Origin of the sequence: Nocardia cyriacigeorgica, from assembly GCF_010868145.1 — a bacterium.
Classification (GTDB): Bacteria; Actinomycetota; Actinomycetes; order Mycobacteriales; family Mycobacteriaceae; genus Nocardia; species Nocardia cyriacigeorgica_D.
Map to the genome: position 1 here is coordinate 196,276 of NZ_JAAGUY010000008.1, position 16,012 is coordinate 212,287.

18 protein-coding genes are annotated in these 16,012 nt (G+C 65.3%); 4 read left to right on the plus strand and 14 right to left on the minus strand.

Translation table 11 applies throughout. The annotated features are described in order from the left end of the window. Positions 1-14: 14 nt before the first annotated feature. Entirely contained in the window at positions 15-593 is a 579-nt protein-coding gene (locus GV792_RS12935) for a hypothetical protein (protein WP_163824330.1), read from the plus strand. A 134-nt stretch (positions 594-727) separates the two neighbouring features. On the opposite strand, the gene GV792_RS12940 is transcribed toward GV792_RS12935, so the two are convergent. The 5 genes from GV792_RS12940 to GV792_RS12960 form a co-directional block, all read right to left on the minus strand. Then, positions 728-1,417 carry an LppU/SCO3897 family protein gene (locus GV792_RS12940; RefSeq protein ID WP_163824331.1) on the minus strand — a complete coding sequence of 230 codons (690 nt, stop codon included), beginning with the start codon at positions 1,415-1,417 and terminating at the stop codon, positions 728-730. Positions 1,418-1,425: 8 nt separating this feature from the next. After that, a complete protein-coding gene (locus GV792_RS12945) occupies positions 1,426-2,046 on the minus strand; it encodes a hypothetical protein (RefSeq protein WP_163824332.1) in 621 nt (206 codons plus the stop codon). 350 nt (positions 2,047-2,396) lie between these two features. Next, positions 2,397-3,278: an SGNH/GDSL hydrolase family protein gene (locus GV792_RS12950; protein ID WP_163824333.1), complete on the minus strand. Its 882-nt coding sequence runs from the start codon at positions 3,276-3,278 to the stop codon at positions 2,397-2,399. A gap of 106 nt (positions 3,279-3,384) precedes the next feature. Beyond that, entirely contained in the window at positions 3,385-3,732 is a 348-nt protein-coding gene (locus tag GV792_RS12955) for a DUF1330 domain-containing protein (RefSeq protein WP_163824334.1), read from the minus strand. A 73-nt stretch (positions 3,733-3,805) separates the two neighbouring features. Next, positions 3,806-4,861 (minus strand): hypothetical protein, encoded by a 1,056-nt coding sequence (locus GV792_RS12960; RefSeq protein WP_218581196.1) that lies wholly within the window; start codon positions 4,859-4,861, stop codon positions 3,806-3,808. A 196-nt stretch (positions 4,862-5,057) separates the two neighbouring features. Here GV792_RS12960 and GV792_RS30325 point away from each other — a divergent pair, with 196 nt between their 5' ends. Together GV792_RS30325 and GV792_RS12970 are read left to right on the plus strand one after the other, a co-directional pair. Continuing rightward, positions 5,058-5,792 (plus strand): helix-turn-helix domain-containing protein, encoded by a 735-nt coding sequence (locus GV792_RS30325; protein ID WP_375154463.1) that lies wholly within the window; start codon positions 5,058-5,060, stop codon positions 5,790-5,792. Positions 5,793-5,838: 46 nt separating this feature from the next. After that, on the plus strand, positions 5,839-6,669 hold the full coding sequence (locus tag GV792_RS12970; RefSeq protein WP_163824335.1) for an SDR family oxidoreductase: 831 nt from the start codon (positions 5,839-5,841) through the stop codon (positions 6,667-6,669). A gap of 270 nt (positions 6,670-6,939) precedes the next feature. Here GV792_RS12970 and GV792_RS12975 read toward each other — a convergent pair whose 3' ends face one another. From GV792_RS12975 to GV792_RS12985, 3 genes are read right to left on the minus strand one after another with little or no spacing between them, the layout of a single operon-like run. Further along, positions 6,940-7,401 carry a hypothetical protein gene (locus GV792_RS12975; protein ID WP_163824336.1) on the minus strand — a complete coding sequence of 154 codons (462 nt, stop codon included), beginning with the start codon at positions 7,399-7,401 and terminating at the stop codon, positions 6,940-6,942. A 21-nt stretch (positions 7,402-7,422) separates the two neighbouring features. Further along, on the minus strand, positions 7,423-7,626 hold the full coding sequence (locus GV792_RS12980) for a DUF397 domain-containing protein (protein WP_163824337.1): 204 nt from the start codon (positions 7,624-7,626) through the stop codon (positions 7,423-7,425). Then, positions 7,623-8,498: a helix-turn-helix domain-containing protein gene (locus GV792_RS12985; RefSeq protein ID WP_163824338.1), complete on the minus strand. Its 876-nt coding sequence runs from the start codon at positions 8,496-8,498 to the stop codon at positions 7,623-7,625. Before GV792_RS12985 ends, GV792_RS12980 begins: the two co-directional genes overlap by 4 nt. 294 nt (positions 8,499-8,792) lie before the next feature. On the opposite strand from GV792_RS12985, the gene GV792_RS12990 reads away from it, so the two are divergent. Then, positions 8,793-9,299 carry a DNA-directed RNA polymerase subunit beta gene (locus GV792_RS12990; RefSeq protein ID WP_163824339.1) on the plus strand — a complete coding sequence of 169 codons (507 nt, stop codon included), beginning with the start codon at positions 8,793-8,795 and terminating at the stop codon, positions 9,297-9,299. Positions 9,300-9,772: 473 nt separating this feature from the next. Here GV792_RS12990 and GV792_RS12995 read toward each other — a convergent pair whose 3' ends face one another. The 6 genes from GV792_RS12995 to GV792_RS13020 form a co-directional block, all read right to left on the minus strand. After that, positions 9,773-11,893, minus strand: coding sequence for an HNH endonuclease signature motif containing protein (locus GV792_RS12995; protein ID WP_256673810.1), 2,121 nt, complete (start codon positions 11,891-11,893; stop codon positions 9,773-9,775). A gap of 194 nt (positions 11,894-12,087) precedes the next feature. Then, positions 12,088-12,828 carry a hypothetical protein gene (locus tag GV792_RS13000; protein ID WP_163824340.1) on the minus strand — a complete coding sequence of 247 codons (741 nt, stop codon included), beginning with the start codon at positions 12,826-12,828 and terminating at the stop codon, positions 12,088-12,090. Positions 12,829-12,859: 31 nt separating this feature from the next. Next, positions 12,860-13,630 carry an ESX secretion-associated protein EspG gene (locus tag GV792_RS13005; RefSeq protein ID WP_163824341.1) on the minus strand — a complete coding sequence of 257 codons (771 nt, stop codon included), beginning with the start codon at positions 13,628-13,630 and terminating at the stop codon, positions 12,860-12,862. Further along, complete coding sequence (locus tag GV792_RS30095; protein ID WP_163824342.1) at positions 13,627-14,958, minus strand: hypothetical protein; 1,332 nt, start codon at positions 14,956-14,958, stop codon at positions 13,627-13,629. The genes GV792_RS13005 and GV792_RS30095 overlap by 4 nt, the downstream gene beginning before the upstream one ends. A gap of 6 nt (positions 14,959-14,964) precedes the next feature. Next, the gene (locus GV792_RS13015; protein WP_163824343.1) at positions 14,965-15,447 is read right to left on the minus strand and encodes a hypothetical protein; all 483 of its coding nucleotides are present in this window, start codon (positions 15,445-15,447) and stop codon (positions 14,965-14,967) included. A gap of 44 nt (positions 15,448-15,491) precedes the next feature. Beyond that, a complete protein-coding gene (locus GV792_RS13020; RefSeq protein WP_256673814.1) occupies positions 15,492-15,992 on the minus strand; it encodes a DUF3558 domain-containing protein in 501 nt (166 codons plus the stop codon). Positions 15,993-16,012 lie beyond the last annotated feature (20 nt).

Here is a 16,012-nt window from a genome sequence, read left to right on the forward strand (position 1 = left end):
TACCAGGAGGAAACATGACTCGACTTGCTCTCCTCGCGGCGGCAGTTGCCGGCGCGGCGGTTCTCACGGCTTGTGGCGGTGAGAGCGCCTCCGATTCGGACTCTTCGGCATCGAGCACCGTTTCCACACGAGTGTCGACCTCGGCACCCGCCGGAAGTACCGACCAGGCGCATCCCGAGCAGCCGACGGCAGCGCCCGAACCTCCGGTTGCGGTACCCGCCGAGCCTCCGGTTGCGGCACCCGAGCCGCCGGCCGAGGAACCTCCGGCGGCACCGCCCGAGACGTCGGCCTCGGCTCCGGTGACCGACCACTGTGCCGATGTGACCCGCGAGTACCTGATCACCACCCTGCGAATGACCGGTGGTCCGCAATTCCCCTTGGCCGATCTCGAACAGCCGAGGTGCAGCGGCGAATACGCCACCGCGATGAGCGTGCCGGACGGTGAGACTCCGCCGAGCATGTACCTGTTCCAGTACGGCGAACAAGGCGGGCATACGCACTGGCGTGTGATCGATGCCGGCTCGGCCCTCGACTGCGTGAACAGTCATGGCGTGCCCGCGGAGGTAGCCCGTCGTATCCAGTGCGGCGCGTAGACCGCGTTCCCCTCAGCCGTGCTCATTCAATCTGATCGAATGAGCACGGCTGAGGGTCTCCGCGCATTCCGAGACGGGCGCGGATCGAAACGACCGCCGAACTCACCCCGCAGGCACTCACCTGCGGGTTCAGCTCACAGATCCGCGAAGCAGATGACGAATTTGCGTTCGGAGTAGACGAAACCGCGGTCGGCGTTGGGGCAGGTGTCGACCTCAGTGGTGTTCTGTTTCACCGCAACCACTTTGACGCCGTCGGCGGCGGTGCAGGGGATGCGGGTGGGGCTGGGCTTGAGGGCCATGCAGGAGCCGACGGTCCAGTCGATATCCAGGCAGAGCGTGGTCTTGTCGATCGAGTGGGAATGGTCGGCGTCGGAGGGGCAGCTGGCGCCTTCGGCGGCTTTATCGACAACCTTGTAGGTGGAATCGTCGCTGCCACAATCGGTTTTGCCGACCTTGGCCGGGTCGGGGTCGAGGACGACGCAGTCGCCCACGTTCACTTTAACGGCGACCGCTTCCTTCGCGGATTTGTTCGCCGCGGCCGCTGAGGCAGAGGTCGGCGCCGATGTTGTCGTCGTGGTGACCGGGGGTGGCGCAACGCCCGGTTGCTTCGACCCGGATGTCGGCGCGGAAGTACGCGCCACCGACGTGGTGGTCGGGTCCTGTTTCGCCTCGGCGACGGTGGATTCGAACGATGACACCAGCACCGACACGCCGACGATCAGAATCCCCGCGGTCACGAACGCCCCGATGGCGACGGTGAGGGCGGTATTGGACAGTCGGCGACGGCTGCGACTCGGTGCCTGGTTGTTGTCCGGCTCGGTCATCGGCTCGATCACGGTTGGCCGTTGAGAACTGCCAGGATGGCGTCGACGAAGGGCTGTCCGCCCATGATGGCGCCACCGGCGAGTCCGCCGACGACCGCGCCGATCGGGCCCGTGAGCAGGGTGAAGAAGCCCATGCCGATGACCGCGCCGATCAGGCCGCCGATCACGGCACCGGCGACGACGCCGACAACGTTCTTCTCCAGTTCGGCGACCAGCCGCGACATCGAGCTGATCGGGCGCATCTCGCCGATCTCCTTGGCCGACGGCTTGGTGGTGAGGGTGAGTTCACGACCGTTGTCGGCGATTTCGTGCGCCACGGTCATCCGGCTGCCCGAGATCTCGTAGGCGAGCGGAATCTCGGCGACGACCGCACCGTCATCGGATTTCAGGACGGCCCGATCGGCCTTGTCCGCCTCGCCGTCGACGACCTCGAAGGTGCCGTCCTCGACCTTGGTGGTGATGGTGCGGCCGGTGGGGTCGGAGGTTGTGGTGTATTCGATTCCCTGCTCGGCACCCTCCGCGCGAAGTTCCTCGGTGACCGTCGCTGGTTTGGAGTGCGCGGTGCCTGCGGTAATGCCGAGGGCGGCGACAGCGAGGACAGTGGTGGCGGCGAAGCGGCCGAACTTCATTGCTGAATCCCTTTTACGCACGAACGACCGGCGATTGCCGGACGGCGTCGGAGTTTACGGTGGCGGCAACCTTTCGTCCCAAGATTGGAAAGACAGTTCTACCAGGGTTTTTGTGGAAATCAATCATTCAAATTCATATTTAGGGTGGGGTGCGCTATCGCGTCGAGTCGCTACCTGCGGTGATCGGAAAGCGGGTGAAGCTGGTCAAATGTTCAACACGTAATGCACATCACAGTGACCTGGTTGCTCGGGTAGACGTCACATCGGCTCCGCTACCTGGCCATGCCCCTCCACCTCGCTGACACACCGATCGGCCTTACCGGCGGGCCGGGCGGGATGCCGCCCAATTCTCACCGGTCGTCGAACTCTGCCTGGCCGCGCCGCGCCCTATCCGTAATGACCGCGCGGAGAACGTTCGCTGTAGCCTGCTGACCTGCTGCGTTCGGGTGCACCGGTGTCGCGTTCGGCTGCGCGGGCACGAGCGGCTCGACCCAGCGGGTGGCGGGATCCGCGCAGGCGTCGTGCCCGATGCTCGGGGTGTAGATGTCTACATAGACCGCGCCGTTGGCCCCGGCCTGCCGCCGCAGCGCGGCATTGAGTTCCTGTTCGATACCCCGTGCGTAAGCGACGTCGCCTGTGCTCAGGGGCATCTGGGGATAGCAGCGTCCCGATTCCGGCAGTACCGCCGGATAGCCGACCACGAACACCCGCGCATTCGGCGCGAGCTCGCGAATACGCCGGATGGCCGCACCCATCGCGGGTTCTCCGGCGGCGATGTCGTCGCTGAACCGCGTACCCAGCGTGTCGCGGCACGGTGCGCCCACATCGGCGACGTTGCCGGCATTGAGCGCCGAACAAGCGATCACCATGGTCTGGAACACATTGCCGTCGTTTCCACCGGCCTGATAGGTGACGATGCGGGTGCGCGGTGACAGCGCATCGAATTGCGGTGGCTGATCGGGGTATTGGGCGGTGGTCATGTGGACTGTGGCCGCCGACGCGCAGCTGACGTCGGTGAGCTCCCATCCCGCGGCCTCCGCGAGCAGATGCGGATAGTTCACCGCCGACCGTGTGCACAGCGGTGGGCTCGCCGGTGCCGGATCGAGGATTCCCGGTGCGGTGGTGTAGGAATCGCCGAGCGCGACATAGGGAAGCGGTGGCGGCGCGAGGGCAGCGGGAAGATTCAGGCCGCCGATCAGGCCGGCGACCACCGCGGCGAACAACCTACCCATCGCGTACTTCTCACCGAGATCACATCACGAATGGGCGGGCTCGCCGATCCGCACTCCCGATTCTAGCGCGGTGAACGCTCGAAATCTGCCGCTGACCAGCGCGATATCACACAGAGCCAGCCGCATCCCGTATTGCTCGAGCGGCAGCCGTCGGGGTGTATCCATCGGGGACGCCCTCGACGATGATGATGTCCCCGTCGATGTGCCGCGAGCGCAACGGTGCGATCTCCCGGTACTCGGGTGAATCCCACCAGGCTCGGGCTTCGGCGATCCCGGGAAAGCCGATCATCACTACCGCTCCGGGCCAGCTGCCCTCCTTCACCTCGTGCTGGGTCATGTGCACGAGATAGCGACCCCCGAACGGCTGGAAGGTCCCGGGGAGCCGTTCGACATATTCGGCGATCTCCGGGTGCGGCGCGGCATCTTGCAGATGGGCGATGACATAGGCAGGCATGGGTTGCTCCGGACAGGTCGGGTTCGCATCCTCCGCCACCGGGCATGCGAACGGGCAGACGGTTTGTCGTCGATTATTTGCAGATGTCGGCCAAGGCGTAAAAGGCGTTCTTCGGTGTGAGGCTACCGTCGGGCATGATCTTGCATACGCCGAAGGACGCCAGATCGAGGTCGAAGCTCGGGTCAGGGTTGTGGGGAAGGGTGTAGCTGGCGTAGGTGTGCCAGAACGCGGTGTCCACCGACTCCTCCTCGAAGAGTGTGAAGAGCGCGCGCATATAGCGGACTTGTTCGTCTTCGTCGCGGATAGGGGTGCCGATGACGCGCTGCGGGGCGGCGTCGAAGTCAACAACGGTCCAGCCCATTCCGCCGTGCTCGGCCGCCCCTCGGTAGGTGCAGCAGCCGACCTCGGTGACGGCGATCGGCTTTCCTTGTTGTCGCAGTGCCCGTACGCCCGCACTGTAATCGGGGTGTGCGGGGTCGCCGTAGGCGTCGATACCGATGATGTCGAAGGGGGACCAGTCGATGTCTTCCCATGTTGCGGCGGCGTAGCTGAGCTTGCCGTGGAAGTGCTCTCGGACCGTGGCCGCGATATCGCCAAGTGCGCGGTTGATGCGGGTGTTGGCGTCGGAAAGGGTGTCGAGGGCGGACGGATCGCCGCTGGTGAAACTCTCGATCCGGGCGAAAGTGTCCGTGCCGGGAAGGAACCCGTCGGCGAACAAACTCAGTTCACAGCCCGCCACGAAGACAGCGGCTCCCACCGCGTCGGCGCGCGTGGCGCAGTCGGCGAAGTACGGCAGCATCTGAGTGGCGGACAGCTCGCAGGGGAAAGGCGAAAACCAGACCTCCATCCCGGTATCGACGGCGTGCTGTGCCGCGATGGTCAGGCGTTCGGGATCGTCGCCGGTGATCCGGACGGCATCGCAATGTAGCTCGTCGGCGATCGTGTGCAATTCCCGGCGCGCCGCGTCGGAGTCGAAGACGGGCCGCGTACTCCGCCCGCCTGGAGTGAAGCCGGTGTCGTAGGTGATGCCTCGTGCCCGCATGGGGTCCTCACTTTCGCCAGGTGATCCGGTGGTGGGATCGTCGAGTCGCGCCCTTGCGTGGATGGCCGCCGAACTCGCGGTGGCCATGCTCGAAACTTTGGTTGAAATGGAAGGAAAGTTCCACGACCCTGACCACGGACAGCACTTTCTAGGCTGGTCAAAGCAGTAAATCGAGTTGCAATGATGGTGCCGATCAATGCAACGCCATCCGGCCTCCATTGCAACAACCTCTGCTCGCCACGCATACTGGCGCCGACATGATCGAGTCGGGGAAGGCGGCCGAATGCCAGGACGCAGACTGACAGAGACCGAGCGGCGGATCATCGCCACCGGGTTGGCGCAGGGGCTCGATCACGCCGAAATCGGCCGGCGACTCGGCCGTCCCACCTCGACGGTCAGCCGTGAGGTCGCGCGCAATGGCGGTTCGGGGCGCTACCGCGCGGACCTGGCGCAACTGGCCACCACCCACCGAGCCCGGCGCAGGCCGCGCCCTGCCACGACGCCGCCGATCGGCGAGAACAGCGGTCCCACACCCGAGGCGACATCCGCGGTCGTCCGCGATCTCACTACGGCCCTCATCGAGACCGGTGTACCCCGCACCGCCGCTGGTGTCATGGCCTGCCTCTACAGCTCCGAGTCCGGCAGCCTGACCGCCGCCGAACTCGCACAGCACCTTCAAGTCAGCGCGGCGACCGTTTCGCACGCCGTCAAACTGCTGGAAGAACAGGGCATGCTCTTGCGTGGACGCGACGACATGAGCAGACGGCAGCGCTACTTCATCGACGAAGACGCAGGCTTGCGGACCGTGCTGGCCAGCGCCCGCGCCAACCAGCGCCTCGCCGACGCCGCACTGCGCGGTGCGGAAACTCTCGGATCCGCCACTGCCGCCGGAGCCCGCCTCGCGGCAGCTTCCGAGTTCCTCGAACACATCGGCACCGAGATCATCCGATTCACGCAGGCCTGGAATGCGACCGGCGGCCTTGGGCCTAGGGTTCCGAGCCTTCGTGAGCTGCCCTGAATCTCGATTTGACCTGAACAATAGTTCAGGTATCAGGATGGGGTCCATGATTCTGGTTACGGGTGCATCGGGCAAGGTCGGCCGCGAGGCCGTCGAACAACTACACAAGGCGGGCGTCGACGTTCGGGCGCTGGTCCGCCGCCCCGAGTCGGCGGGCCTTCCAGCCGGCGTCGAGGTCGTCCGCGGCGATCTGTCGGATCCGGGCAGCCTGGATGGCGCGCTCGAGGGTGTGCACGGAGTGTTCCTGGTGTGGCCGACGCTGGATGCGGACGCGGCCGCGCCGGCAGTGGTGCGGCTGCTTGCCGAGCGGGCGCGGCACGTCGTCTACCTGTCCGCCATGGGCGCCGACGAGCAGGTCGGTGGGGTGGCCGGTTCGCATGGCTACCTCGAGCGGCTCATCGACGATACGGGAGTCGGCCGGACCTTCGTGCGCGCCGGTGGATTCGCGGGCAACGACCTCGGCTGGGCGGAGTCCATTCGCACAGAAGGTGTTGTGCGCGAACACTTCGACGAATGGCGCAGGTCGGTGATCCACGAGCGGGATATCGCTGCGGTGGGTGTCCAGGCTCTGCTCGAGGGCCGCACCGGCACCGTCTACGAGGTGACCGGTCCCGAGCTGCTGACCGCTCCGCAGCGGGCGGAGATCATCGCCGATGTGATCGGGGTTCCGGTGCGGTTCGAGAAGATGCCCCGCGAGGAGATGCGGGCGGGCATGTCCGCGTGGATGCCGGTCGATGAGGTGGACAACGTGCTGAGGGAGATGGACGAGAAGACGGCGCTGCCGGAGCCGGTGCTGTCCACCGTCGCGGAGGTTACCGGCGCGCCCGCACACACCTATCGAGAGTGGGTGACCGACCACATGGCCGATTTCCGTTGAGCACCAACCGTTCGAAGCTGCCAAACCCTCATGTCGTGGGTGTGGCAGCGCCGAGTGGCACATGGCTGCGGCATCGGTCGAGAAGACCGCTCGCTCATGTGCCACTCGGTGAGCGGAAGGCCGCTGGGTCGGCGATGCCCGAGTGAAGGCCACCGCGAGCGACGGCCGCAGCTGAGGTGCGTCGTCGGTGCTGGTGCCGATCGGTTCGGTGCCGGACCTGGCTGAGGCGTCGGTCGAGAGGGCCTCTTGCGCGGGTGCCGCTCGGCGGGTTCAGGCGTCGGCCGGGGGCCAGTAGTGGAGGATGACCTTGTCGGGAGTGATCTGGATCAGCTCGAGGGTGTTGCCGCTGAACTCGTAGTCCTCGCCGACCCTCAGGTGGAACCTCTCGTCGTTCCAGCCGAGGAGCGAATCGGTGTCGAAGTCGGCGGAATTGGTTTCCGTGGAGACGCCGATCAAGCGGACCGTGCGGCCGGCGAGCTGAACGGTCGCCCCATCGGTGCGGCGGTCGAAGGTCACCGTGCACTGTCCGTCCCACGACAGTGCGGGGCAGTCGACCACGCCGCCGGGACCGTTGGTAGTCCCGGCGACGCGGTTGAATCCCCACAGCCCGAGCCCGCACACCCCGCAGATCGCGATGATCAGTACGAGAGCGGCGAGCAAGTAGGGCCAGATTCGTGGCTGGCCCAGGTCGTCCCGATACAACCGCCATAGTGCCCAGTTGCGTTCCCCCACTGTTTGAAACAGTCCTTCCGGTCAGCCGGTGAACTTGCCGTGCCGCATGGCGGTGGTGAAGTTGTCCCAGGCGGTGGGGGTGAATATCAGGGCGGGACCGGTGGGGTTCTTGGAGTCGCGGACGCCGACGTGGTTGTGGTTGATGTGGGCGACTTCGACGCATTCTTTGCCGCCGCCACTGCGGCTGCTCTTGAACCAGCGGGCCCCGGATAGATCAACGGTCACTGTCGGTACTCCTTCGTCATCTGCCGGAGCAGGTTCCTGCTGGATACCGCGTCCAGCGCGACGCGCTGGATCGCTGCTGTCGCCGAACGGTACTTTTGTAGATCCGACTCTCCCTCAAGATACAGGTCGCCGGTGTAGTTCTCGACGTATACGACAGTCGGTTCTATAGGGGCAGTGCCGAATTCGAGAATCACGTATGGCCCGACTGCAAGCCCGACCGGGAAGCCTGCCGCGAATGGCAGAACGCGAATGCTGACGTTGGGACGCGTGCTGACATCAGCCAGGTGCGAAAGCTGCGCGGCCATGACCGCGCCGCCTCCAACTATCGTGCGCAGCACGGACTCGTGCAATACAACATCCAGAGTGACGGGCTTGATCTTCCGCGTGAAGATCTTCTGCCGCTTCATACGGACGTCGATCCGCATGTCGTGCTCCTCGGCGGAGCCGCTCGGGAAGTAGATCCGGTCGAGGACACGGGTGTAGTCCGCGGTTTGGAAGAGCCCAGGGATGATGTCCGGACGGAAGATTTCCAGGTGACGCGCTGAACTCTCCATCCCCACATACACATTGAAGTTCTCTGGAATCAGATCGCCGAAGGCGTGCCACCAGCTCTTCACCGCCGCTTGCTGCGCGAGACCGAGCATGGCGGCTGTCTGCTCCGTCTCGAATTCGAGAAACTCGCACAGCGTCCGGATGTCTCGATTAGTGAGTTTCCCGGGCTGGCCTCGCTCCAGCCGACTTAGTTTGCTCGGGCTCCACTCCATGTGGGCTGACACCTGATCGAGGGTCAGGTGCGCGTCACTCCGAGCGCGACGGAAGTACTGCCCCAACTGACGAAGTGGAAGTGATGGACCAGCGCCATCTTCTGTCATGACGTATCCCCTTCAGCTGTCTGTCGTTCCGGCAGGCTCCGGCCTGTCAGAAACCGTGGTCGGCGCTGTCATGGCGACAGCAAACCGCTATCAAGCTGCCCCTCAACCTGGAGATTCCCCGCAATTCGCGGTTATCGCTCGATCGGCCTTCAATCGCCGCATCGGTACTGCTCAACTGTGTGTGCGCTCGGTGGGAGTTGCGCCGGAAACGCCCCTCCCTCAGCTCCCGATCCGGTGTCCGTCATCACACCGGGCCGAGCGCACCCATACTACCCGCGAACCGAAGGTGCTGCTATGGAGCATGTTCCGCTCGGAGACACGCCGCGCTCACGCTGTCACTTCTATCGGCGTGTCTGCGATCTGCCCGCTTGGATCGACCCACCGGAGATCGGACGCATCGTGATGCGCGCCGATCATGTGTGGGGATTGATGATGCCCTCGGCGCTCGGGCTCGCCGTGCACGGCGATCTGCGGCGGTCCCGCGACCATGATTCGGCCTCCGGTGTCGGGCCGATCATCTCGCATATGCGCTCGGGCCGCTGGACATTCCTGATCCGCCCCGATCTGCCCGACGACACCGCGCTGCTCGCCGAGATGTTCCGGCTCGACGTCTCCGTCGTCCGCACCGGCGCCACCATTGCCCTGCCATCCCCAACCGATCAGGGCGACCGATTCCGTCGCTGGATCCAGCCGCCCCGCTGCCCTTTCCGGCCGTCCGGGCTGACGGTCATCGACTCGATCCGCACCTGCGCGGGCCGCGGCGGCTGGCTGCGCACGCCGACCACCGGATATCCACGATGAGCGGTACACCTCGCCCCGATGAATCCGCCCCGGGGGTCATCGATCAACCCGGCCCGGAGGAATCCAGCGCCGAAGTGATCGACCGACCTGGACCCGAGGATCCTGGGGTGGGGTCGTGCGATCAGCCCGGCCCTGGCGACCCCGGCGCGGGGTTGAGGGATCAGCCCCGCGCCCTAGAGCCTGACGCTGAGTTGAGCGACCGTCCCGACTCCGAGGAACGCGTCGCAGAGGCGAGCGATCAGCACGGCCTTGGGGAAGCCGATGCCCGGACAAACGATTCGCCGCGCCCCGGCGAACCCGACGTGCACCTGAGCGTCCACCTCCATGGCCTGCGCTTCGACTTCGCCATCTGCCGCACCGCCGCAACAAGATTCATCACCGAATGGAGAACTCGCCACCATCCAGGTGCTGCCGAAATCCTCCCTGGTAACCCACGCGGCCTCGAGCGGCTGCCGACGGAGCGTCTCTATCTCCTATAAGGCGCCATCGTCTCCGGGACAACCCGAGTTCGGGAGTCTGACGGCACCAGCACGGCCCGTCAGTAGGTGATGCGGTGGTGCCCAAGGGCGTGTTGGCCCGTGGCGATGCCACGGACCGCTGACACGGGACCGCCTCGCCGCTCGGTGGCGGCTACCAGGTGCCGGGCAGCGTTCCCTTGCGGCGTCAATCGGCAACGCATGGCAGCAGTATGGAGTCGGCGTGCCGGCCGCGACGTGCCGCGCACCAGTGGCGCCCAGCTGGCCTCGGGCGCTCCGGTGTCGATGGACCCTGCGTGTCGACGGATCACGCGGCGTTCGGTGTGGATGTTCCCTGTTGGCTTCGCCATAGCCGGTGTTGTTCGCGGTCGTATTCGTGGCGTAGGTGGATGCGTGAGAGCGCTCGAGTGAGTAGTTCGCTGGCGTGTGGTGGCGGTGATTGAGGCGTGGCTTTTGTTGTGGGTCTATGTGGGGTGGGGCGATCCAGGCGGTGCGGTCGGCATACGGGGAGTGGGGGCCCTCGATGCGAGTTTTCCAGCCGCCAGGTTTGTCGTGGATCAATGCGTGGCAGGCGTCGCAGGCGAGGGTGAGGTTCTCGATGTCGGTGGCACCGTTCTTGCGGTAGTCGAGGACGTGGTGGACCGCGCACAGGCTTGCCGGGGCATTGCATCCTGGGCGTGAGCAGCCTTTCAGAGTCGCGATCAACGCCAGCCGTTGATCGCGAGACGCTAGCCGTTTCATCCGGCCCAGATGTAGTGGGAGTCCGGCGTGGTCGAAGACCGCCAGCCACGGTTGTGAGCGTTGCGCCATTTCCAGGGCGTCTCGGAGGGGGACGGTGCCGCCGGTGGCAGTGGTCGCGACTCCGGCTTCGCGTTCGACATCGTTGACAGACATCGTCAGTATCGTTGCGACCGGGACTCCGCGGTGGTTGCCGAGCTGTTCGCTGATCACACCGGATGCCAGGAGTGCTTTGAGCGCATCATGGTTGCGTTGGGCGGGTGAGCGATGGTCGCGGGCTGCGGCTTCGGCCAGCACCGCCGGGTCCACCACAGTCGCGTGGGCGGCCGGGCGCGCACCTTCTACCGGCTCAACCGATGGAACCCTGAGGTTCATAACGGGATCGGCTGGTCCGCTCATCAGCACGGTGTCGCCCGATGAACCATTGCCCGTGGCCACCGGCGTGGCTGTACTCTGCGACCCGTCGCGCCTCCTGCCCGGGTCGTCAGGCGGGTTCGCTCCTTCGGTGGCAGGGCGATTGGTGCAAGCACTCGGTGCGGCCGAATGCTGCGACCAGCCGCGCCTGCCAGCCGAGTCAGCGGGCAAATTCGACTCTGTGGTGACTGGGCTGTCGGCGTCGGAACTCGGGGCGGCAGCTTTGATTCCGGGGCTGGTGGGGTCGTCGGGGTTGCACATGCCGGGGCGCGCGTACTTGGCCAGTAGCGGGTCAAGGAGTGCGCGCAGGACGGGGTCGATGTCGCCGCGGATGCGGCTCATGCCGTCGGGGCGTTGACGGCCGATCATGATGCCGCGCATGCGGGCACGGTCATTGTCCGTGGTGAGGCGGCCGTCGGGGTCGAGGTACGCCAGGATCTTGTCGCCTACCTTGCCGATATCGTCCGGCGAACCGGAGCGAGCGAAATCGGTCAGGACTTCTTCGGCGGCGGCCCGGTCATCGGCCGACGCTCCGCGCGGAACCCGGTTGAGGACGGTCGCGATCCCGCGGGCATGGTCGGCAGAGATATCGCCAGAAGTCAAAGCGCGTGCGGTGTGCGTCAGTTGGGGTTCGACGGGTTCGCCGGCCATATCGTGGAACGTGGCGACCGTTTGTGCTTGATGGACGCGCGCGCCCGCGTCGGCGCCCGCCAGGTTCAGGGCTTCCATCAGGAATCGCTTCAGCGATTTCGATCCGTGCCGGGCGGGCAGGGATCGTTCACTGGCTTCGACGAGCAGGCGGTGGCGCACCATGGTCAGCATTCGGGTGCAGCGCTCCACGTCCCGCATCAGGTCGATTACGCCGTCATCGGACAGCGGTGTCAATGATTCGTGGAGCAGGTCGGTGACGGCGGCATGCAGCGACGCCGCTGCACCTCTGTCGCCGATCCCTCCGCTCGAACTCATGTTCGAATTCTATCGCATTCGGTCACCCCGAGGTAGCAAAAACGCTATCTGATCTGCATATTTTCACGCCACTGCCGGTGCGGGATCATGAGCCCCCGGCCGCGGCTGAATTATGGCCGCCATCTGATGGGACCGCGTGAGGGTAGTCATCGCCTGGATGCCGGGTGAGCCGGCATCCAGGCGATGCGTCTCCGTTACGACGGCTGCTGACAGTCCAACCACTTGCCGTCCTCTTTGAGGAAGGCATTGGCTGCGACCTCGGGGGCCGGCTGTTCGCCCGGGTGCACCCATGTGGAGGTGATGTCCGCGGTCGCGGTGTCTCCGGTGACGCTGATGTTCTCGATCTTGTCGATCTTGACCGTGGTGGTTTGGCGGAGGATATCGAGGTTCGCTGCCTTGTAAGCCGGTTCGTCGTAGCGGATCAACGCGTCGACCAGCTGGCTGATGCTTTCATCCGACGCAGTCGGGTACGACGCCTTCATCGCAGGGATCAGCACATCGGCCCCGGTGGCGGCCAATTCTTCGGGTGTTCCGGCCTCGCTGATCGGCGGGAACATGGTGTCCGAAAGATTCCTGACTTCCTCGCGGTACTTGGTGCAGGTGAGTGTCGCCATCTTGTCGAAATCGAACGTTGCCATGGCGGTCTCTTGCTCGACCATGAGGTCTCGGATCTGCTGCGCGTCGTCGGTAGCCGTGGACTCCTCCGAGCCGCAACCCACCGCCGCCATTGCGACGAAAACCAGCCCAACTGCAAGTGTGCGCTTCACCAAAGTTCTTTTCTGTCGATCGATGACGGCAGCCGATTGATCCCCCGAAGTTGGGAGGTTTAGCAACGCCGTCTGTGGGGAAGCGAAGAGTACCGCGAGGTCTGGAATGCGCGCGAGCCTGTTCGGCCCCCCAATAATGGTGGCTCCGGTCCGGTGACCTGCTATCACGTGTCGTCGGGTGCGGATGCGCTGAAATCGGCTACCAGGCCGCTTCTTCGGCTTCCTCCCGGAGGCGGCGGCGGGCGCGGTCGATCCAGTGGGAGAACTGTTCGGTGAAGGTGGCACCGGTGGCGGGGCGGACGGAGATCTTGTCGCGGACTCGATGCTCCTGGTAGCGGCCGTCGCCGGTGATGTCGAACCACTGGGTGGCATACCAGGGGTCGGGACGGCTGTGGATCGGGCCGGTGAGCAGGCAGGCGTTACCGCCGCCGTCGGCCGGACGAAGCACCATGCGCTGGTATTCCTCGCGTGGGCTGCGGTGGGCGAAGCTCGAGCGGCCGGGTGCGCGGCTCGGGTCGAGATCGTCCAGGTGGAAGGTGGCGGCGGCTTGTTTGCCCGGGGCGCAGGAGGGGAGCAGCGCTGTGAGTCGGGTGGCCAGATGTTCCGGGCGGAACAGGCGGCAGGTGATCGCGCCGTCGACGTCGTCGACGGCTGTTTGTGACAGCACGACGGCCTGATAGGCGGTACTGGCGCCCACCACGCGATACTCGCCTTCCTTGCCGCGTTTGGTTCGCGTGGTGCCGCCGATGATCTCGATACGGAAATCGGATTCCGCGAGGGTGTGCATGGCGAGCTGGATACGTTCAAGCTGGTCGTCGTCATAGTTCGCGCGAACCTTCTCCCGATGCACCGCGGCCTCGCCACGGAAAGCGAATCGGCTGATATACCGCAACGGGCGGGGGAAACGATCGTTGGCAGCGCTGTACCACAGGGCCGCGAAATCATCGGGGTCCCATTTCCATTCCGTCACGTGCGCTGGTCCCCGTCCCGAGGAGCTGCCGGCGGCGTCGCGATGTCGCCACCGATGACACCACCCGGAACCGTCTTGGGAACTTCGCCCAGCAGTTCGTCGGTGTTCTCGGCATTGATCAGGTAGTCCGGAGTCTTGTGCTCTTCCTCGGTGGACGAACCGCCCCGACCCGCACCCGCGCCCATACCGCCCATCGGCATGCCCATCATGCCGCGACCGGTGGCGGCTGCCGCCGTCCTGGCAGCGGCGGCGCCCGCGACTCCGGCCTGCCCAGGAACAGCACCGGGACCGCCCGGAATGCTGCGTCCGGCACCCGGCTTCTCACCCCCGGCACCCGCACCGGACCCACCCGAAGAACCGCCCGAACCGGAGCCGCCTGAACCGCCGCCGCCGACTCCGGGGCCGCCACGGCCGCCACCGCCAGCTGATCCACCTGCCCCGCCGCCCGAAGTGCCGGCAGGGGAGTAGCCCGCAGTGTTGATGCCGGCAGGCGAGGTGGAGTACGGCGACGAATCCGTTGTCCGGGAGGTGATTCCGGATGGCGCAGTGAACGGGTCATTGGTGGCGGTGCTCGCGGTGGTCGTTCCGGGTTCCTGTTCTTCCCCGGTCGGCTCGGTGCCCGGCTCTTCGGGAACTTCGGTGGGCTCCTCGGTCTCCCCACCGGATTCGGTGCCGCCCTGATCGCCGCCACCCGTATCGTTGCCGCCACCGTTTTCACCGCCGGAATCGCCACCCCCGCCTTCCCAGTCGCGGCCCTTGGTCGGTGGTTTCACCGGCGGGATCAGCGGCTGGGTGGGGTCATCCGGCTTCGGCAGAACGGGAATCTCACTGTCGGCCTTGACGAATGGATCCACGTAGTGGGTGCCCATGACTTCGCGGGCCGTGGACTCCGCATCGTCTCGCGCCGTGCGGGCAATCGCGCTGGTGTTCGGCATGAGGGTCGGGGTCCAGGTTTTGCCCTTTTCGATGACCTCCGGGAGTTCACGCTTGGTCGAGTTGATCGAATCGACCGCGCCGTAGACGCGACTGGCCAACGCCTGCATGATCGGGGAAAGGTCCTGGGCGCGGGTGGTGTAGTTCGACAGCGCCGTTCGGGCGGATTCCGCTGCCGCGCCCTCCCACGCGGCCGCGCTCGAGCGTTGGATACGCGCCGCAAAGACCCGGACACCATCGGTCCACTTGTTCTCGATCTCGGTGAATTTGTTGGCGGCGCTGAAACCCTCGGTCGTGTTCAACGGCGTGAACGCGCCATTGATCTGGGCATGTGCCAGGTTGTCGGGATTCTCGCTGTCTTTGATCCGCGGCAGCTCATTCTGAATGTCGGACATCGCGGCCTACTTCGCTACGGGGATTACGCCGGGCTGGGTGCGCGGTGGGGCGATCGGGCCCGGGGGAGGTAGCTCGGCAGTGAGCTGGTTGTAGCGGGCGGCGAAGGTCTCGTCGGTGTCGATGTAGCGCTGGGCTATTGCTTTGTGGAGCTGCTGGATCTCGTCGACAACTTTGTAGTGCTCTTCTAGGACCGTGTGGACGCTGTTGTCAGAGCCTTTGGCCTTCTCGCGGAACCGTGCGATGAGCAATTGGGCGGACGTCAGCTTCTCCTGGTCTTCGCCGAGTCCCCACTTCTCTTGGTTCGAGACTTCTTCGGCGATCGTTTGCAGCTCGCGGATCAGGTCCTTGAATGCAGTGCAATCACGATCGATGTAGACGAACTCCTCTGCGTTCACCCGGATGTCGCCGTTCAACTGCACGGACAACCGACCTTCAGCCGCGTCGGTGATCATGCCGGTAAACGGCCCGGATGGTGTTTCGCCGCTCATGTAATCGTTCCCCCGTCTCTATTCGTCGGCTCCAATGCGATCGACTACGCGTTGGCCGGGATAAGCGGCACAACCTTCTCCGCGAGGGTCCGGGCGAGCTGGCATGTGTCGATATGTCCTGTCTTACGATTCGACGCCGGATTGCTCAGGAGGAATTCCAGGCTTCCACCGGTCATCGCCACCTGCAGTGTGCATACCGACCGAGGGTCTTTTTCGTCGTCCGTGTGCGATGCGACCACGTCGCGGCCAGCGATCGTGTACTCCTCGCGGACGACTCTGCCCGAACTCTCGCCGACCATATCAACGGTGATATTGGTGGTGCGGATGCTTGCGCCGTAGCCGTCACTGACGACCCAGCGGCATCCGCGCCACTCGATACCCTTCGCGCCCTCGGCATCCGAATTCGACCGGTTATGCAACCCCTCGGAGTCCAGCACGTCCTGCGGGATATCAGTACAAGGATCAAACCCAGTGGGCGCATTCTCCGGTATTGAGCCCTCGGTGGTACTCGTGCTCCCCGCACTACTCACCCCCGCCGACCCCATCGGCTCCGCCTCCCCCTCCG